Origin of the sequence: Sivoneniella epilithica UHCC 1019, from assembly GCF_040830845.1 — a bacterium.
In the GTDB taxonomy this organism is placed as follows: Bacteria; Cyanobacteriota; Cyanobacteriia; order Leptolyngbyales; family Leptolyngbyaceae; genus ULC077BIN1.
This window is the reverse complement of sequence record NZ_JBFPDP010000019.1, coordinates 15,856-34,574: the sequence shown is the minus strand read 5'-3', so window position 1 is coordinate 34,574 and position 18,719 is coordinate 15,856. Positions and strand designations below refer to the sequence as shown.

The window sequence follows — 18,719 nt, the reverse complement described above, 5'->3', positions numbered from 1 at the left end:
AACCGGGGTGTTATGCTGGAGCGATCGCTACGAGCATCAAAGCAGGGACAGGAAAAAATTCACGAAGCCAGGACGCAACGGGGATGGAAAATTGATGAGAATGAAGATAGCCCCTTACAAGCAGCCAGTAAGTGGATTTTGCGGCAACATCAACAACGCAATCATTGGGATGATGATGATCCCCGCTGGCTATCAAAATTGGACACCCTACTCAACCGTAGTTCAAAGTCTGCTCTTCAAATTAGACAGAACATTTTGCGAATTAAGAGTGGCTCATTAATTGAGCGAATCGAGCAACAAATTGAGACAGGTGAGTTATTAGCAAAAGGCATTTCCTACGGCACCTGGAAACGATTTGCAGCGGCTCAACCCGATCGAATTAAGGCAACTGCCTTCAAAGCGTACTGCCAAGTTTTAGCATTGGAGTGGAAACAGATTGCCGAACAGCAGGAACCGGATCAATCGGTTGAGGAAAAAAGGACCCCTGCACCATTACCACCGATTCTTCACAATCTTCCAGCAGGCACCTACTCTACCTTTATAGGCAGACAGGCAGAGCTAGAATACCTGTTGAAATTACTTCAGCCTGATTCTGGTACTTATCGGATTAGTATTTGCGGACTGGGTGGTGTGGGGAAAACATCATTGATGTTGGAAGTTGCCCATCGCTGTTTGCATTCAGATCACAACTCAGTCCCAACTTTTGCCGCAATTATTTTTACATCCGCTAAAACAGAACTACTGCTACCCAGTGGCATCTTGCCAAAACAACGCCGCGATCGCACCTTACAAGATATTGTTCGCGCGATCGCCAATACTCTAGACTGTTCGGAAGCGCTCCACGGAACTCTAGAGCAGCAACAGGAACTGATCTATTACAAATTGGGAAATCAATCAACGCTACTTCTGATTGATAATTTGGAAACGATTGACGATGTAAACAATGTGCGAACTTTTTTGTGGGAGTTGCCCCTGTCCGTTAAAGTAATCATTACCAGCCGTGTGCAAGAGCTATTGAATGCAATGATTCTGCTCACACCGTTGTCTGAGCCTGAAAGCTTGACCCTCATTCAACAACACATTCAAGAAAAACAGATTCAAGTTCATTCCGAAGCCATGCAATGTACTCATCAACAAATCTATCAACAAACGGGAGGATTACCCACCGCTATTATCTATACCATTGGTCAACTTGCCTTTGGTTATCCGTTAAATCATGTTTTGACTGATGCTATACCAATGGAACAAATGTCTCGCTACTGCTTTGAAAGTTCAATTGCACCCCTGCGAGGACAGTTGAGCCATCAAGTATTGTTGACGATCTCGTTGTTTGCTACTCCTGCTCGACTTGAGGCGATCGCGTCTATTGTCCAAGCATCGGATGTCAATCAACTCACCATCAGCCTTGCTACACTGCGACAATTATCTCTAATTCAAGAGAGTACTGGACGGTATGCAATGCTGCCCTTAACCCGTGGCTATGTTTTGGCTGATTTAGCTGCCAACACCACCCTGGCGCAGCAATTACGCGATCGTTGGGTAAATTGGCTCGCCCGATTCACAGAAACCCATGGCAGCAGAGATTGGCAAGAATGGCACGACTATCAACCCCTAACCGAAGAATGGGATTCACTCCGAGATGTTGTGGACTATTGCATGGAACAGGGACGCTATGAACCGATGCGACAACTGTGGACGTATTTGAAAAGTTACACCCACACCTACGGCTATTGGCAAGAACGGATTCTCTGGCTTGATTGGTTGATTCAAGCGGCTGAATATCACCAGGATTGGATAACCCTGACAACCTTATTATTCGATAAAGTGCGAACATTGGTTTTGATGAATCAACCAGAACACTTGCCGACCGCGATCGCTCTTTGCCAGCGAGGGTTAAACTTGCCCCTGACATCGACACCAGAGGTTCGAGTTGAGCTATTAGTGCATCTGGCGCTTTACCACATTCAACAACAACAGTTCGAGCCAGCTAGCCAGTGGCTCATACAGGCAGCCGATGAACTAAACACGATTCATGCACAAATCACCTCATCCTCACGCCAGCAAATTCAGATCAAGCTCACCTATTATCAAGCACAGATTTGTTTGGAAACGGGTGACTACACCAAGGCTGATTCTTTATATCACCAGGCATTAGAGCAGGCTGAGATTATCTCCTGGCAGCGGGCAATCACCTATATTCAATCCTGGTTGGCAGTGGTTGCCATGAAGCAACAGAAATTTGCTGAAGCAGAAGCATTATTAACCGCTGGACTGGCAGTTTCTCGACAAAACAGTGATCAACGCTGCATTGCCTACTGTCAGCGATCGTTTGCTCTATTAGAAAAAGAACGCGGCAACTTGGAATTGATGCAGCAATGGGTAGAACAGGCTAAAGCAACCTTTAATCAATTGCGGATGCATCACGATGCCCAACAAATTGAGCAACTACTCACTTAACAATGATCCTTTATAGAATCGTGTTTTGACTCCGCTCAACAGTAATATTTAAGCGGACTGGGCGGAGTCGAACTCAATCCTTTAGGATATTTTTTGCAAAGTCAAGAGGGACACACGATCGTATGTCCCCTTCAATCTACAGTTCTGTGAATGTCTTAACCAACCGAATCATCCTTCAGCATTTCTAAGGTGAGAGCCGTGCCGGGGCGCACAAGCTTCATATTGCTTTGTCGTAGGCAACAACCACTAGCTTTGGGTGGGCAGGATTGATCTGCTTGAGCCTGTTGAGTAGTGTCCTTCATCATGGTTAGTGCCTGGGAGAATAATCGTTCCGTTTCGGCAAAAGACCGTTGGAGGTCGTGTTCATCTTCCTCGCCTCGCTCACCTAAGTAGGGGAAATGATGCACATAGTAGCCAAATAAGTTCTGGCAGTCTTCTGTATACTTCAAGGTGTCCAAAATATGGCAATGCCAAACTGCATCGATTTCCTCACAAGGCACCAACTTTTGATCGGGGTACAGATAGATCAACAGCAAAAATGCGAGATACTTAACAATAGCTTGTAGAATTTTTTGCCATTGCCATTTCTTTTTATGATATAAGGTGTGAGCGATCGCGCCTAGATCGAGTTGCATGAGCTTGATCAGAAACATTCGCGTTGCAGCACTGGCAGGAGCGGAGCGCAGAACATCGGTCAATTGAGCTAGTAGGGAAGACAGTTGCTTTTCAGAAGACATAGATAGATTTCCTGAACGTTAATGGATCGAGGTCGCACCTTGCAAACTTGGGTGAGTTTGCGTCCCCTCTTTCAAAGGGCTTGGATGCTGACCTAAACTCTTTGGTTCGGGTTTTCTGATCCATGCAGGCGATCGCTCAAAATTTCCTCAAAATTTTTCTGATTTCTTTGCTTGTTCCATCCCATCGCCTTTTGGGTATCCTCTAAGTAAATTAAAAAGCATTGCTCATTTCCACGACGTTCAATTTGGTGTATCTCTATCTCTACCCATGCGCTACCCTAACCTTCTCTTCGTTTTCCTTACAGCTATTGCGACCAGTCTGACGGCTGCGTCTCTGCGCCCTCAACCCCTCCACTCTCAAATTCCCCAGCCCTCTCAAGCAACCCGGTCTTGCCCAGCGATCGATGCTGGGCGCGCCGCTAACCTCCCCCCCGACCCCGACTGGGAAGCAATCAAGGAGTGGAACGAAAAAATTACTACCAGACAAGATGATATCCTTGAAAAAAACGTGAAGGAAGAAACAATCACATCGCTTGCCTTCAGCCCAGATGGTAGATTATTGGCAACAGGTGCAAAATATGTCGATAGAAAGCAACCTAGTACGAGAGGCAGCGTCAGGATATGGTCTGGATTAGAGACTAGGAGGCGTGCAAGAAAACGAATGTATATAAGTGAAAGCCCGATAAACACATTGGCATTTAGTCCTAATGGATTGTTCTTGGTTACAGGGGAAAGTAATGGTGGGGTATCGGTATGGAATCGTAGAGAATGGTCACAAACAAGTTTAAAGAAATCGACTAATCGAGAAGTGATATTTGAACCTCGTTCAATTACCGTTAGTTCCACTGGTCAAGTAGTGGCTGCGGGAATTGGAAGACCCAAAGGACGGAGCATGAGGCTGTGGGATATTCGCAGTACGGGTCAGTTGCAACCTGTTCGTCAACAAATTCAAGAAATTAGCCGCTATCCAATAGCGACTGGCACCAGCGAAAAGCAGCGCATCGATGCTGTTGCCTTTAGCCCAAATGGAAAAGTGCTGGCGGCGGCAGGTAGGGCAATTTTGAGTACAACACAACCGGTTACTAAAGAGCAGGAAAGTACCTATTACATAAATTTCTGGAATGCAAAAACTGGTCAATACCTCTGCACCTTAGATAATTCAAATTTTTCTACTTCCTCAATTACCTTTACTGCGGATGGCACTATGTTTGCAGCAGCAGATCCCGTAGAAGGATCTGTTCGCCGATGGTCACTTTCAACCCTTGAGCCTCTTCCACCCTTGAGACACGGTGGACAAGTGAGGATAATTGCATCGAGTCCCAGTGGAAAAATCCTGCTTACTGGAGGAAGAGATAGAAAAGTAAAGTTATGGCAGTTGCAAACGGGTCAGGAAATTAATGTATTTGAGAAAAATGATGGAGAGGTTACAGCTATTGTATTTCGACCTGATGGAAGAGCTTTCGTAACTGGCAGCATAGATAAGTCATTCCGTACATTTATTTATCCAAGTCGGTAATTACTCGCAAATTGTATCCATTGACGGTTTAAGGAACTGGGGCAGGGGGTGGCGGGTCAGATTGCGGGGATGGATATGAAGGTTGTGGATATGAAGGTTGTGGATATGAAGGTTGTGGATATGAAGGTTGTGGATATGAGGAGGGTACATCATTTGAGGATGGAGTTGAGGGTTGAGAATTGCTAGAAGAGCGAGGGGTATTTAGTGCTGCTCTGATACTGACGATCGCGACTTTTTCGGGCTGAATTTTCTTGTTCCAATAAGGGCTTCCTTTTGTCACCGTTTTACCCAACAGCTTGATTTTTTTCAATTCACCTTCAGCCTCGGTGAGCGTTGCAAATGTTCTCTGGTTTTGCAACTGCTTTGCCTGAGCTAGATGCTTCTCATTCCGATTCCACTCATCCCGATGACTTTTCACCTTGGCTTCAATTTTTTGGCTGATCATTTGGATGATGGGGTCATCTTTCGGCAAGGTGTTTGGTATAACGTTGCGGGTATTGAGCCGAAGCTGATTGATGGCTTTATCATCAAATGTCTGCAAATATTTTTGATCCATCTGCTGGAAGTGCTTTTGAAGCATTTCATCAATCAGAAAAGAATAGGTGCTTTTCTCCAACGGTTGCATCTTGAGTGTGCTAAAAGATGCTTCAAATTTTATGGGTGTTTGCGTTTTCTGAGGAATCATTGAAATGGCGATCGCGATCGCGCCCACGCCTACTACTCCAAGTACCAGTCCAGCAGTTTTCTGAGAAATGGCAGGTAGATAAGTGGAGATTTGAGGGAGACTATCGATTTGAGGAAGACTGTCAACCACACGCTTTAGCAAAATAGATGGGGTGATAAGTTGGGGAGATATTTTTGCTTGAGCCGATTGGTTGGCAACAATCCGATGATGAATCAGGGCAGTTGCGACCTCATCCGATAGTTCGAGCTTTTGCTGAACAGGCTCTAATTGGGTTAGAACATCCTGCTGCAATTGCTCATTCAGTTTCGAGAATTTTGTTGATTTCATCCACATAAGCCTGCACCTTTTGATGAATTGGCAGAATAAGTTCGTCCCCTAAACCAAGCTTTTGCTGTAATTGACGTAACTGTTTTTGTTCCTTGTTGCCGATTGGATAGTGGCGAATGACCGTTTTTGAAAAGGCGTATTCATACTGCCTCAATTTCTCGCTCAAACACTGTTGCTCAAGCCTGTAGGCTATCTGAGAGCTAAGATTGAGGTTCACACGACTCGATTCTAAAATCTCGATCGCCTCATCTGTTAGCGGGTAGGAAGCTTGCTTCAGCACAGTTTGATACTGCTGAATGTCACCTTGATACTGTTGAAGCATTTGAGCCTCAATCTCAACTACTTCTTGGGAAGTTAGCTTAAAATCGCACCGATGTTGTTCTAAATCAGCGCGATCATGATCCTCTAAAACAAAGTCATTGAGTCCATTAAATTGGCGAATAATTCGGTCAAATAGTTGTCCATAAGTATTCCGTCGTCCGCGCTCGTCATCTAATCGGGCTATCACCTGAGCTTCGATCGCTTGGCAAACCACGTCACCCAGTTTTCGCTCAGTTTGAAGTTTTCGCAATTGTTGACGGGCAACTGATGTTAAAGAAGATTTTTGATTAAGTTCGCGGACGAGAAGCGCATGATATTGCTTTTGATCTCGCTCAAAGTCAGCTATCAATTTTGCATTCAAGGGTTGAGTAATGACATTACTGAGGTTATGTTTCTGTTGAAGTTGTTGTACAAACTCGGTCTCCAAGGAAGACTGATTTCGTAACTTCCAATCAAATTCTTGACAATAGTGTTTTTGATCATTCTCAAATGTTTGCTCAACTTCTGAAATGAGTTGAGCAATGATTTGATCGCTTAATTCAAATTGCTGTTGCCGAGCGTTTAGTCGAGCTTGATCGTCGGAATGGATAGGTGTTTGGGTTCGTAACGCTTGAGTGTAATCCTGTAAATAAACCTGCTTATCTTGATGACATTGGTGTTGCTCCTGCTGCTGTAACCGCTCAATCACAGGATTGGAGACCGTGCGATCGAGCACAGAAAAGCTTAAAGATTCTTGCAACTGCTGCAATTGTCGCTTTGCTTGCGGACGGAGCGGGTCTTCTTGTCTAATTTTTTGCGAAAAATCGCGCCGATAGGTTTGGCAATCCTGCTCAAATTCTTCGATTGCAGACTGATCGAGCAAATCTAAGATGACATCTGCTAAATCAATCGATTCCTCTATTTGTTGGCGACGATGATACTCCTCTACATTAAAATCAACTTGTTGATGTAGACAACTTTTCAACTTCTCACGATACTTTTTGCGATCGCGGTCTAATCGCTGAATTTCCTCTGCTTCAATAATTTCTACTAGGGCATCACTTAGGACAAGATTCTTTTGTAGCGCTTTTAATGGAGAAAGATCCGGATGAGTCGCGCCTCGAATAGAGCCAGCAAATCGACCTCGATACTCTAATTTTTTCGTCTCAAACAGTTGGGTAATATCTGCTTCAATCTGCTCAACGACAGTATTACCCAAGCCTAACCGCTTTTGCTCTTGTGCAAGGGCTTGTTGATCTACTCGATTATCATGAATCGCTTCAAAAAATAACCGTTGATACTCCGCTTTGCAACGGTCAAATTCGCGGGTTTCCTGGGTTTCAAATTGAATAATGACCGCTGGAGCAAAGCCACATTCCTGTTGTAAGCTTTGCAACTGTTGACGGGTATCTGAACTGATCGCCCCTCCCTCATATAACGCTGCTAAAAATGCATCGCGGTACTGTTTCTCATGCTGGTGAAAGGTCTGTTTTGCCTGCTCTTCATAGGACTTTAAAATTTCTGGCTTTAGACCCATTTCCTTGCGTAGTTCTATGAAAGGATCAGCCTCATGAGGGTAGGAGCCATGCAAGCGCTGAGTGGCTCGTTGTTGATAAACAGCTAGAGTTCGCTCAACCTGTTGTTCAATTTCTGAGTCAATTCGTTGGCACTCCTCTTCAGGCAAATAAAGATCGTCAGCAAATTTCTTTAAAAGATGCCAGGTTTCTTCGCTCAGGGGATAGGCTTGTTCAAATGCTTCTCCAACCGCATGACGATATTGATCCAGTCGAAATAGGAGAGTACTTCCCGATCCAGTCGATTCTAAGCGCCCAGATGCTTTTTGCGGTTCCACAAACCCCAGGATAACTTTTTGGGAAGCCCCCTTCAGATGAACTGGCGTTTGGGAACGACTCTCTGGAATTTGCCGTTCTCGAAAATAGGCAGTTGTGTGATCTCCCACATATTCCGAGAGGCGATCGACTTGAATCCGCCCTTGTTCGTCTGCCGCCTCGCCCCGAATGCCTTGAATTAGGTAGTAACTAAAAATGCCATTTTGTCGATTTGGCATTTCATAGGATTGTTGCCCTGCATCACAAGACATTAAAGCGTGAAAATGCTTGCTTTGCTTGTACCCCTGGTTTGTATAATCCTGCAACGCTTCCCGCAGTGAAGGCGTAAAGTCGGGGTCAAATTCAGCAGATGAATCCGATGAAGTTGCATGGTTCTCCAAAGCGATCGCGCCCCTACTGTGAAAAGCACCTCCACTGTGGCAAGCATCTAGAATAACGACCTGTTTACCCGCCGTTACCTCAGAGAAGCGATTCAGCACTCTCTTCATCGAGATTGCGGTTTCTGATAGATGGGTTAAGCAAGTTTCACTTAAGCATAGATAAAGCTCTTTGGAGGTAGAGTCTAAAACGCCGTGCCCCGCGAAATAAAATAAGATCGTATCTTTGGGTACGGTGCCTGCCAATAGTTGATCAAGGCGATCGCAAAATGCTTGGACATTCACTGAGGAATCAGAAACGCCGTACAGTGTGTCAATCTGGCAATGTGGAAATTGAGTGGTTACTTTTCTAAGAGCCTCTTCAATTCCCACACAATCGGCTACAGAGTAGCTCAGCGAAGCCAAGTTGCGATCGTGATAGCGGTTGACTCCTACCAACAGTACCCTTAGCTTCGCCCCTCCTCGTTTCAACTGGTGCAAAGGATCAAGCGACATCGGTTATCGTTCCCAAACTTTTCTCACTCAGGACAGGAATGATCGAAACGCCTTGAACTAGGCTCAACGAACAGAAATAATATTAAACAGGGAAAATATTAATTAGCTAATAGGGTAACACGTTTTTACGTGATTTTACTTAATAAAATTTGTTCTGCTTTGTAAGTATTTTTGTTAAATATCTTTGTTAAAGAGTGAAGTTATGAACAAATTGCCAATCTCCCTCTATTAGCATTAGCCTCACGACCTCTTGAGATTGAACAATTAACTTGGGAAACCACACCGCAAGGTTTGGGGTATCAGAAGTTAAACGCTCTGTAATTGTCTCAATCTGTCCGACTTCATCTGGAAACGCCAATTCCACATTTATATCAATGGGTAAATGAACCTGGGAGCGATCGAAGTCTGACTGCACAACTTGCACACCCACCATAAACCCAACTTCCACCAACGATTGAGCAGTATTTTCTAGATCAAGATTGGATTCAAAGTCTTCACAAATCACCATCACTGCAAGTTGATAGTCGCCCCTATCAATTCTTTTTTCCTGGGATGTCATCCCCCTTGCCAAAGCATAGGTAGGAAATTGAGATTGCAGCACTGCAAAGTCGCGGATTGCTTGCCAGCCCGGTTCGATTAGATTTTGAAACCACTGTCCTAGATGAGTGGTGGCAGTTCTATGATGATATAAAGTTTCCCGCCAAGCGGGGGTTGCAATCAGCGCGATCCATTGCTCTGGAGGAAGATTCAGGCGAGGAGAAGTTGATCGAGATTGACTCAGTGGGGAAATGAGAGTCTCTGCCTGAGTGGAAGAGAGAACTGATACAGGGGCTACCGTTGGGAACCAGCGGGATGTTTCCCGCGCAACCCACAAGACAGTCAAATCTTCAATCAATTCAGATTGATCCAGGTTGTAGGTGCGATCCATTGCATCATAACTGCTCTGCTGCTTCAGTTTGTTATGGGTGGTATAGCCTGAAACTCGTAGCCAGCCATCCTGCAAATTCAACTGAACTGCCAGGTAATAATGAGATGCCCAGTCCGGAATATCGACCCATTCCTGTTCTACGATCAGTTCATCTAGGTTGATGACATCGCTGGGAATGAGTGCCAATCGAGTGGTATTTAGCAACAGGATCGACCCATTGACAAACTCCCAGATTTCAGATTGTTCCTGCGGAGATAACCAGGAAATCGGTGAGGGAAGATCGGGATCTTCGCGCAGCCAGTTGGCAACCACTGTTTGGCAAATGATGTTTTGATAGGCGCGTTCAACGGCTAGGGGGTTGCTATAGGCTTGAGCGTTGACCGTTTGACGAGCAGTTTGACAAATTTTTGGCGGAATCTCCAACCAAAGTTGATCAGGATAAAGCGTTATCATGTCGTCCAGTGTTAACATCGTCCTCTCCTTACTCTGTTGGACTTTGAGATTTATATTTCATTGAATTCATGAACCAGGTTTCAATAAACAAGGATAATTTTCCTGGGGTCGATTGGCACAGGTTAAGATCAACTTCTAGAGTGGTTTGAGTCCACTCTTTGAGGGTATTACTCAAGTGTTTCATCATGCGATGAAGGTGTTCGACTACCGCCTGTGCGGATTGAAGATTTAGTTTTTGAGCGATCGCAGCCTCATCCATTTGATGGAAATAGCGGAGGACAAGAGATTCTCTATCCCGGAGATCGAGTGCAGCATAGTGAACCTGTAAGGGCGGATGAAAGAACTGGGTACAATACTGATGGAGATACCATTTCAAATATTGCTCAATTGCCTGGATGCGATCGTCATGGGGTTGGTGTTTTGGAAAAACTTCTGGATAAGCGGCTCGAACAGCAGAAATTAGCTGATCTAGAAAAGTTTTTTTCCAACGATTGAATTGGCGCGATCGCTGATATTGAGGCAGCGACTTCCAGGGTTCTCCTAAAATTTGCACAATTTCAGCTTGATTAAAATCTAAACCATGATTTAATCGAAGCGCGGTTTGGGCAACCCGCTCTAAGCCAAGAAAGATCACTACAACGGTGCTTTGGGTTATCCTACCGACATCAGCCAATTTGGTTGCGTCACTTGCGTCTATCAGATTTTCTAACGGGTCTGAGCCTATATCCTTTTCTATATCTTCTTTGTCTACTTCAAATAAAATTTCTTCATTCAAACTCGCATCAAATTCTTCCCTTTCCAGTGGGTCATTTGTTTCGCTGTTCGTATCTTGATTTTGGTGCCAAGCCTCATCAAAGGGTGATATAGCATTGGTTCGATTTTGATACTGTCGGATGGCTTGAATACAGGTTTGTAAATCACTACTCACCTGTGGCTCAGTTATCTCTGGCGTGAGTTGAAAGTCAGGACATCGTTGCTTGTAACGATCTCGAATGCCCATCAGTTGAGCTTGGCTAGGGGGTGGTAATGGGCTGTGCCCTTCTGCTTTTGCAGTATATATTTCTTGAAAAGAATGCCAAATTAAGCGGTGCTGCATTATCTGAAGTTCAGATAATCCATGAAATTGTAATGCCTCTAATAGCTGCTTTTTAGGAGTATGACGAAGCAGTCCCCAATCCGAAAAATTTCTAGGTGTGCCTAGTTTGACACAAATAATGTTAGTCAATTGTTGGCGAAGTTTCTTCTCAACGTAAGTCTTCAAAGTGATATTGGAACGAGTTAAATCAAAGTTCTTTAAACAATGCAGCGGATCACTAATGATTTGGTTGGATTCCTGCAAGCAATCTATTAGAGAAAATTGCTTTCTCATGTTTATTGGCAACCTTCGATGCTGCTGATAGGCTGAGAAGCCGCTTGGACGTTGGAGATGGGCAATCAAGAGTTGCTTGACGATCGCAGCTTGATGATCAAACAATTTTTGAGCAAGATGATGAATATTTTGAGAGGAGAGATAGTCATGTAAATTTGCTAAATTTTGATTCTGTTGGGCTGCCTGCGTGACTAAATTCGTGACTGCGATCGCCATTTGGTCTACGCATTCCTTTTGGGAAAACTCAGATTCCATGACAGACCTTTTTTGCTGCTGAAGAATTAATAAAAAGTAGCGTGCCCAACAGTCTGGGTTCACTGACGGAGCCTCTAGAGTAAGCTGACTCATGAACTTTTTATTGCCCAAATCGTGTTTCCACGCGAAAGCGGAATCTGTGGCTGGGGCGATCGTGCAAAAGGTTGAAAACTCTGTGATGATGTGATCCCTGCTGGTATTCATGAGGCTAAGTAATCGGGTGCTTACTAAAAATGAGCCGGGGTCTAACTCTATTATTCCCTTATATCTCTTTGTTTAAAACTTGCAGAGTATGCAGAGGCGCACCCTACCGTCGATAAAGTTGAATTTACCGAGGTTACGCGATGTGCAACTATCCCAACCCCCCTGGCTGACTGACACATTTTCTCATCAGCCCGACGACCATCCAAACCAAGGATACACATGGCGTTGGTCTTGCCAGCGGCACTGTTGACCGAGTAACTGCCGCAGCGCATCATATAAACGAGTAAACGAGGGGTTGATTCCATAATTACTTCTGGTTGATGTGGTAATCCCCAGAGTACGCGGATTTGCCCCTCACCCGATATTTTGTGTCAGCCAGCCAGCCCAACCCCCTCACCCTTGTATCTTGGGAAGTGAGCGGGAGAGCAGGGTGGGCGGTTCGGTGCAAAAGTGTCCGGACTATTGCCGTAAGAATTCCTGTAGAAAGCTTCGCTGACGTTTCACGAATCGCCTGTCCACTTTCCTGAGCGTATGTTAAGATGTGTAACATATGCTAATCATTCTTCTTGTTATTGCGATCGCGCTCGTTGCCTGGTCTTTGCATTTGATGCAGGAAGCCCTCGATCGCCAAGAATTTTCACTAATGCTGGCAGGAACCCTCGTTGCGTTTTCTGCTGCCGCTCTGGTTGGGGTTTATTTTTTGATGAGCAATTACATGGGCTATTTAACCCAAATGGCTCATCAGCCAGTCTATGATTTTTCAGCTTATGATGCTCAACTGGTCGTCTCGACTCAATCTGCCAAAGTGCATCCTTAAAAAGTACCCTCTCCTACTTCATTAGAGCAGTACGAGGAAAAATCAAAATGAACGTCCGTTATTCCTCATTTTTCAAGGATATTTGCGTCCTAATCTATTCATCCGTTGCCATAACTTTTTAGATTTCGTTTGCACTTGCGTTATAAACGGATGCAATTTGGTAAGACTAAGACTATGCTTCATTTGCCCCCTTGGTGAACGCTTTCTTTTGGTTTTGCTGGAGAATTGTTAGACCTATGACGTATACCATTCCTGAGCTAGATACGATTAGTCGCCAGCTAATGAGCGTAGAGCGACCGAAGAAGGCAAAAATGCTGGTGGTTGATGATGAGCCAGACAACTTGGACTTGCTCTATAGAACTTTTCGGCGAGACTTTACTGTACTGAAGGCAGAAAGTGGCATTCATGCGCTTCAAGTGCTGGCAACGGAAGGCGAGGTTGCCGTGATTATTTCGGATCAGCGAATGCCTGAAATGAAAGGGACTGAATTCTTAAGCCGCACGGTGCCCCAGTTTCCCGATACCATGCGGATTATTTTAACGGGCTTTACCGATGTTGAAGATTTAGTGGAAGCAATCAACTCTGGGCAGGTTTATAAGTATATTACCAAGCCTTGGAATCCGGATGAGTTGAAAGCAGTGGTGCAGCGGGCGGCGGAAACCTACGAGCTATTGAAGCAGCGCACGGAAGAGTTGCAGAGATCGCAAGCCCAAACCGCTTTACTTTCAGCGATTGTTCGCACTGCCCAAGATTCTGCCGATCTAGACTCTTGCTTGTCTCCAATTGCCGATGCTTTTGGCAAAACCTTTCATGCCGATGGCTGCATTTTGCAACGGGTGGAGAATGGCGCATTAACGACCCTGAGCGGCATCTATACCGCAGAGGGCGATCGCTTAGAAAATTGGCTAGACAAAGATGGGTTGACAAAAGAGGCGATCGCGAGCCAAAAGATGCAAGTTGCCCTCAATATTCCCGCCGATAGCAATCTAGCAGCCATGGAACATTACGCCGCTTCTGGCATTCAGGCTCATCTGATTGTTCCAGCCGTCTACCGCAACACAGTTAACGCCGTACTCTCGGTGCAATGGAAACAACCCTGTACCTTACGAGAAGACGAACTGGTCTTATTACACCTATCCGCGCAGCAGGTAGCACTGGCATTGGCGTGTAGGCATGATGATTAAAACTAAATCTTCCAAGTTTTTACATTTCAATGTTGATACCAAGCGGTAAGGGCAACAGCAAGGGCATCGGCTGCATCGTCTGGCTTGGGGATCTTGTCTAAATTCAGTTCACGAGCAACGGCTTCTTGCACCTGATATTTTTCTGCGTTGCCATATCCAGTGAGGGCTTGCTTAATCTGAGCCGGGGTAAATTCGACTAAGGGCATTTTGTGCTGGGCGAGAACCAGCATGATTACCCCACGGGCTTGAGCGATGGCGATCGTGTTTCCCATGCGATAAAAGAACAGTTTTTCAAGGGAGATTAGATCGGGTTTCACCTGATTTAATACGGTATGTAAATCTTCATAGATCATCTGAAGGCGATCGCCCATATCGGTTCCGGCAGGAGTTTGAATCACGCCAAAATCCAATGGGGTCACCTGCTCAAGGGCACAAGGGTTACTCACATCGGGAGTCGAACACTGGATCGCACCAAAGCCTAAGATTGCCAATCCTGGATCGAGTCCTAAAATGCGTTGTTCCATACTATCGAGGGTAGAACTCTATAACATCACGCTTAATTGTGATGTCGTAGTTACCCAAAAAGTCGTGCCCCAATAAGCCATCAGCAGCATCATTGGCGATCGCGACATTCACATTATTCACTCGCGCCCCTTGAATTGAAATAGAACTCAGCCGACCTAAGGGCATCAGAATCGTTCTACCATCCGCCATGGTAAACTGCCCCGCTCCAACAATTGGAATTTGCAAGGCGCGTGCCATAGAGCGAGTAATCAAAGTCCCGCTAGCTCCAGTATCGAGCAGCATTTCAAATTTCTGATTGCCATTAAAAGTCACATCAATCACCGGGGTTCCTCCATCCCGACGTTTGATCGGCACCGAGTATAGTCCTTTGGTAGAACTAGAACTGGGCTTGGCGTTGCCCGCACCACAGAGCTTGCCAAGGTTAATGCGCCGTCCCGCAGCGTTGACCATGTAGCAAGCTTCGTCTTGGGCAGAGACGGCTAGCTGGCTGGTTGCAGTGGGTATTAACCAGAGAAGGGTAGCGATTCCCAGGGGGATTCTTGTGGAAAGCTTCGCTAACGTTTGATGAATTGCGGTTGACCCAACTAAATGATGTTTCACCGATCGCGCTCCTACGGGATGATACAGTTTTGAGTTTTGAGTTTCAAGACACTAAAAGCATTGCTGTTTTCAAAAAATCATCTGTCGCATTCCAATTTCAACTTGGTATTAGTTCTTTGGTATTAGTTCTATTGTGCAGGATTGGACAAGCGGTTGGATCGATTCTGCTTTTGAGGAACGGCGATCGACTTTGATTATCCCTTGCTGCTGGTTTGATGAATGGGAATCTCAATAATAAATTTGGCTCCTTGCCCGGTTGCAGAGTGACAAGTGAGCCGACCTTTGTGTTTTTCTGCCACAATTTGATAGCTAATGGAAAGCCCTAATCCCGTGCCTTTGCCCACTGTTTTGGTGGTGAAAAATGGATCAAATAAGCGCGATCGCACTTGCTCATTCATTCCCGCTCCATTATCCGCAATTTCAATGGCAATGCGGTTGATAGGCAGGACACGGGTACAAATCGTGATTAGGGGCGAAAAAGTAGCTGATTTTGATCTTGCCTCTTCTAGCGCATCAATGGCATTGCTGAGAATATTCATTAACACTTGGTTAAGCTGACCTGGGTAGCAATCTACTAGCGGCAATGTGCCGTACTCTTTCAGGATTTGAATGCTAGGACTATCAGATTTTGCTTTGAGTCGGCTTTGCAAAATCATCAGTGTGCTATCAATGCCTTCATGGATATCTACCGCTTTGAATTCTGCTTCATCTAAACGAGAGAAGGTTCGTAGCGATCGCACAATTTCCCGAATTCGCTCTGAACCCACTCGCATTGAACTAAGCACTTTGGGCAAATCTTCTTTCAAAAAGTCTAGATCAATAGTATTCGTGGTGGTTTGAATAATCGCAGGGGGATTAGGCACATGAATTTGATACAACTCCACTAAGCCAATCAGGTCTTGGGTATAGTCGTGGGCATGACTCAGATTGCCGTGAATAAAATTAACTGGGTTATTAATTTCGTGGGCAACGCCTGCAACGAGTTGTCCTAAACTGGACATTTTTTCACTCTGAATCAGTTGAGTTTGGGTGTGCTGTAACTCGGCTAAGGTTTGCTCTAAGTCGCGATTTTTTTCATGAAGTAATGCTTCAGCCCGTTTGCGATCGCCAATATCCAGCGAGGTTCCCACAATTCGATACAGCCTACCCGATTCATCAAACTGTGGGTTAAGGGTGGTTAATAGCCATACAGATTCATTCTCAAGCGTTAAATGTTCTTCATAGGTGACTTTGCTTTGCAGGGTTAAACATTGTGAAAACTGTTGACGCACTTGGGGTCCTAGCTCAATCCCAAACACATCTTCTGGCGTTTTGCCGACCGCATCGGCACTGGTCATTCCAATCAGTTTTTCGGAATACCAGTTCCAACCGCCAAACCGCAAGTCTCCAGTGTCCGTTACGTTCACCACAAAAATTTCCTGCTGCACGCCATCAAAAATAGTGCGAAGGAATGCTTCTCGTTCTTGAAGTTTGGCTTCTGTCTGTTTGCGTTCGGAAACATCTAGAGCTAAGGAGGCAGAGCCAACAATTTGACCATTTGAGGCAATCAGTGGCACGTTATACCACTCACAAATAATCGTTTTACCGTCCTTAGTTAGGTTTTCGTTAATCGTATGATGAGAGGATTGAGGCTGATTCATTCCAGCCAAAATTTGGTTCACTTCGTCTCTGATTAGGTCTGGCAATAAAAAGCCAAAGGGACGACCGATCGCTTCTTGTCGTTGATACCCAAAAATCCGTTCGGCAGCCGGGTTCCATTCCTGCACTTCTCGATTTGCATTCCATTCAATGATGGCTAAGGGCGTTTGTTGAAAGAGCAACGAGAGTTTTTGTTGAGAATGACGCAATGCTTCTTCTGATTGTTGGCGATCGCAAATCTGTTGTTCCAATGCTGCTGTGCGTTTGGCAATTAAGCTTTTTAGCTGCGATCGTGATTCTTCAGCCTGCGCTACCTGCTGGCGAAGAGCCAAATTTTCCTGCTCTAACGCTCGAATTCGCATCTCATCATCCATCACCGCCATTAATGTTCTCCCTTGATTGCCCCTCAAGCCTAATCTTGATGGAAGTTTTATGATCAAGAACGTTACGTGTCTCGCTCTAAACTTGCATCATCCCTAGTTAGCTAGAAATCCAAAACAGCTTTCTACTTATCGTGGGTCATCAATCATAGTTGCTCAGTCTGTACGCAATCCTATTTCAAGTGAGCGCCCCGGTTTAGATTGCCCAAAGGACGAGAATCACTAACGCCCTCTAGTCTTCTATTTCTAGTCAATGTTAGGGTTCCAGAGTCAGTGTTCCAGAAACTTGCAATAATGAGGGGACTGAGGATGCAGATTGCGGGATTGTTATAAGCGATGAATATAGTCGAATTTTTTGAACTAAGCAGTGGTAAGTGGTTTTCTCAGCGAACCAGCCATCATCTTGATTTCAAGCCATCAGAAGCAGGCAAGTCTGACCTGGTTATTGAAATGGTTGATCTGGCAGATCCAGCAGTTGTGAAGCTTTGTCAGCAGTGCCGCATTGATCCTGCATTAGCGCTGTGTGGCGCACGAGCTAAGTGGAACGGAACGATGGAACCAGGTGGGAAAAAATATGCGGGATCAACCCTGCTGGTGCCTGTAGCCGATCCTGAAAATCCAAATCAGGGACAGCTATTGAGCGAATCGGGCGCTGCTGGAAAAACACCTAGTTTAGGGCGCTATGTGGTGGGCGATGATGATGCAGTCACCCTGATTACTGAAGATAAAACCCTATATGCCGAAGAGCGGTTATGGTTTGCTAGCCCCAACTTGCGCTTACGCACTAGTGTTTTGAAGCGATCGAGCGGATTTAGTCTCGCTTCATTTTGCTCAGAGATTCGCATGGGTGTTTCCAAGCCAGCAGAAACTGCACCCCCCAAAGCATAACTTTTGAGCCTGCCACGGGTTATCCTGCCACTGGCTCAGAAAATCTCCAAAGATTGCCCGGAAATAGGCGCTCTAAGTCAAGCTGAGAGGCGGCTTTAGCTAACTGGGCAATACTCATCAAGTCGGAGATATGGGGCAAAGTTCCCAACACGGGAATCGTGGTCAATGATTCAATTAATTTGACTGGAGCAAAATCAGCAATTTCCTGCTGAGCTTGAGGATGGGCGCAGTTCAAAATAATGCCTTTTAGGTGAATTTTTGATTGACGGGCTAACGCGACATTGGCAACCGCTTGCCCGATCGCCCCCAACCTTACTGGCACCACCAGCACCGTTGGCAATCGCCAATCCCATGCCAAATCTGCAACGGTAGTTTCGCGAGTCACCGGAGAACCCAGCCCACCTAACCCTTCGACTAAAACAAAATCCCGACTTTGGCGTAATTGCTCAAACGCTTGCCATGCCTGTTCTATTGCGACCTTGCTGCCTTCCCGTTCAGCGGCGATCGGTGGAGCCAAGGGAGCCTCAAATCGAACCGGAGTCACGTCTGCCGGGTCTAGCCCAAACAGTTGGCTATAGAGTTCGCAGTCGCCTATCCCAGACTGAATCGGCTTCAAAATTCCTAGCCGTTGCTTTGACCAATAGGTCTGCCAGTAGGCAGCAAGGGCACTCATAACAACAGTTTTTCCTGCGTCTGTATCCGTTCCAGCCACGAGTAAAGCGTTCACTGTTCGC

14 protein-coding genes are annotated in these 18,719 nt (G+C 45.5%); 5 read left to right on the top strand and 9 right to left on the bottom strand.

The annotated features are described in order from the left end of the window. The first annotated feature begins 12 nt into the window (after positions 1 to 12). A complete protein-coding gene (locus AB3R30_RS13320) occupies positions 13 to 2,457 on the top strand; it encodes an NB-ARC domain-containing protein (protein WP_458649682.1) in 2,445 nt (814 codons plus the stop codon). A gap of 155 nt (positions 2,458 to 2,612) precedes the next feature. Here the strand turns inward: AB3R30_RS13320 and AB3R30_RS13315 are convergent, their stop codons facing one another. After that, positions 2,613 to 3,194: a glycine-rich domain-containing protein gene (locus tag AB3R30_RS13315; protein ID WP_458649681.1), complete on the bottom strand. Its 582-nt coding sequence runs from the start codon at positions 3,192 to 3,194 to the stop codon at positions 2,613 to 2,615. Positions 3,195 to 3,462: 268 nt separating this feature from the next. Here AB3R30_RS13315 and AB3R30_RS13310 point away from each other — a divergent pair, with 268 nt between their 5' ends. Then, on the top strand, positions 3,463 to 4,710 hold the full coding sequence (locus AB3R30_RS13310; protein ID WP_458649680.1) for a WD40 repeat domain-containing protein: 1,248 nt from the start codon (positions 3,463 to 3,465) through the stop codon (positions 4,708 to 4,710). Between the two features lie 28 nt (positions 4,711 to 4,738). Here AB3R30_RS13310 and AB3R30_RS13305 read toward each other — a convergent pair whose 3' ends face one another. The 4 genes from AB3R30_RS13305 to AB3R30_RS13290 all read right to left on the bottom strand — a co-directional run bounded on the left by AB3R30_RS13305 (position 4,739) and on the right by AB3R30_RS13290 (position 11,953). Continuing rightward, entirely contained in the window at positions 4,739 to 5,722 is a 984-nt protein-coding gene (locus AB3R30_RS13305) for a hypothetical protein (protein WP_458649679.1), read from the bottom strand. Next, entirely contained in the window at positions 5,691 to 8,744 is a 3,054-nt protein-coding gene (locus AB3R30_RS13300) for a caspase family protein (RefSeq protein WP_458649678.1), read from the bottom strand. Before AB3R30_RS13300 ends, AB3R30_RS13305 begins: the two co-directional genes overlap by 32 nt. Before the next feature lie 187 nt (positions 8,745 to 8,931). Further along, positions 8,932 to 10,143, bottom strand: a complete 1,212-nt coding sequence (locus AB3R30_RS13295; protein ID WP_458649677.1) for a DUF1822 family protein — start codon at positions 10,141 to 10,143, stop codon at positions 8,932 to 8,934. Positions 10,144 to 10,153: 10 nt separating this feature from the next. Beyond that, positions 10,154 to 11,953 (bottom strand): RNA polymerase sigma factor, encoded by a 1,800-nt coding sequence (locus AB3R30_RS13290; protein WP_458649676.1) that lies wholly within the window; start codon positions 11,951 to 11,953, stop codon positions 10,154 to 10,156. A 550-nt stretch (positions 11,954 to 12,503) separates the two neighbouring features. Here AB3R30_RS13290 and AB3R30_RS13285 point away from each other — a divergent pair. Together AB3R30_RS13285 and AB3R30_RS13280 are read left to right on the top strand one after the other, a co-directional pair. Next, positions 12,504 to 12,770, top strand: a complete 267-nt coding sequence (locus AB3R30_RS13285; protein WP_458649675.1) for a hypothetical protein — start codon at positions 12,504 to 12,506, stop codon at positions 12,768 to 12,770. 236 nt (positions 12,771 to 13,006) lie between these two features. Beyond that, complete coding sequence (locus tag AB3R30_RS13280; RefSeq protein WP_458649674.1) at positions 13,007 to 13,954, top strand: response regulator; 948 nt, start codon at positions 13,007 to 13,009, stop codon at positions 13,952 to 13,954. A 26-nt stretch (positions 13,955 to 13,980) separates the two neighbouring features. Here AB3R30_RS13280 and ruvC read toward each other — a convergent pair whose 3' ends face one another. The 3 genes from ruvC to AB3R30_RS13265 all read right to left on the bottom strand — a co-directional run bounded on the left by ruvC (position 13,981) and on the right by AB3R30_RS13265 (position 17,100). Further along, complete coding sequence (gene ruvC, locus AB3R30_RS13275) at positions 13,981 to 14,478, bottom strand: crossover junction endodeoxyribonuclease RuvC (RefSeq protein ID WP_458649673.1); 498 nt, start codon at positions 14,476 to 14,478, stop codon at positions 13,981 to 13,983. Position 14,479: 1 nt separating this feature from the next. Further along, positions 14,480 to 15,079, bottom strand: coding sequence for a retropepsin-like aspartic protease family protein (locus AB3R30_RS13270; RefSeq protein ID WP_458649672.1), 600 nt, complete (start codon positions 15,077 to 15,079; stop codon positions 14,480 to 14,482). A gap of 194 nt (positions 15,080 to 15,273) precedes the next feature. Then, entirely contained in the window at positions 15,274 to 17,100 is a 1,827-nt protein-coding gene (locus AB3R30_RS13265) for a PAS domain-containing sensor histidine kinase (protein WP_458649671.1), read from the bottom strand. A 333-nt stretch (positions 17,101 to 17,433) separates the two neighbouring features. On the opposite strand from AB3R30_RS13265, the gene AB3R30_RS13260 reads away from it, so the two are divergent. After that, on the top strand, positions 17,434 to 17,985 hold the full coding sequence (locus AB3R30_RS13260) for a phycobiliprotein lyase (RefSeq protein ID WP_458649670.1): 552 nt from the start codon (positions 17,434 to 17,436) through the stop codon (positions 17,983 to 17,985). Positions 17,986 to 18,004: 19 nt separating this feature from the next. Here AB3R30_RS13260 and bioD read toward each other — a convergent pair whose 3' ends face one another. After that, complete coding sequence (bioD, locus tag AB3R30_RS13255) at positions 18,005 to 18,712, bottom strand: dethiobiotin synthase (protein ID WP_458649669.1); 708 nt, start codon at positions 18,710 to 18,712, stop codon at positions 18,005 to 18,007. Between the last annotated feature and the right edge of the window lie 7 nt (positions 18,713 to 18,719).

Excerpts from the sequence above, each read along its gene's own strand:
- AB3R30_RS13320 (WP_458649682.1), top strand. The coding sequence starts at position 13 with ATGCTGGAGCGATCGCTACGAGCATCAAAGCAGGGACAGGAAAAAATT.
- AB3R30_RS13315 (WP_458649681.1), bottom strand. The coding sequence starts at position 3,194 with ATGTCTTCTGAAAAGCAACTGTCTTCCCTACTAGCTCAATTGACCGAT.
- AB3R30_RS13310 (WP_458649680.1), top strand. The coding sequence starts at position 3,463 with ATGCGCTACCCTAACCTTCTCTTCGTTTTCCTTACAGCTATTGCGACC.
- AB3R30_RS13305 (WP_458649679.1), bottom strand. The coding sequence starts at position 5,722 with ATGAAATCAACAAAATTCTCGAAACTGAATGAGCAATTGCAGCAGGAT.
- AB3R30_RS13300 (WP_458649678.1), bottom strand. The coding sequence starts at position 8,744 with ATGTCGCTTGATCCTTTGCACCAGTTGAAACGAGGAGGGGCGAAGCTA.
- AB3R30_RS13295 (WP_458649677.1), bottom strand. The coding sequence starts at position 10,143 with ATGTTAACACTGGACGACATGATAACGCTTTATCCTGATCAACTTTGG.
- AB3R30_RS13290 (WP_458649676.1), bottom strand. The coding sequence starts at position 11,953 with ATGAATACCAGCAGGGATCACATCATCACAGAGTTTTCAACCTTTTGC.
- AB3R30_RS13285 (WP_458649675.1), top strand. The coding sequence starts at position 12,504 with ATGCTAATCATTCTTCTTGTTATTGCGATCGCGCTCGTTGCCTGGTCT.
- AB3R30_RS13280 (WP_458649674.1), top strand. The coding sequence starts at position 13,007 with ATGACGTATACCATTCCTGAGCTAGATACGATTAGTCGCCAGCTAATG.
- ruvC (WP_458649673.1), bottom strand. The coding sequence starts at position 14,478 with ATGGAACAACGCATTTTAGGACTCGATCCAGGATTGGCAATCTTAGGC.
- AB3R30_RS13265 (WP_458649671.1), bottom strand. The coding sequence starts at position 17,100 with ATGGCGGTGATGGATGATGAGATGCGAATTCGAGCGTTAGAGCAGGAA.
- AB3R30_RS13260 (WP_458649670.1), top strand. The coding sequence starts at position 17,434 with ATGAATATAGTCGAATTTTTTGAACTAAGCAGTGGTAAGTGGTTTTCT.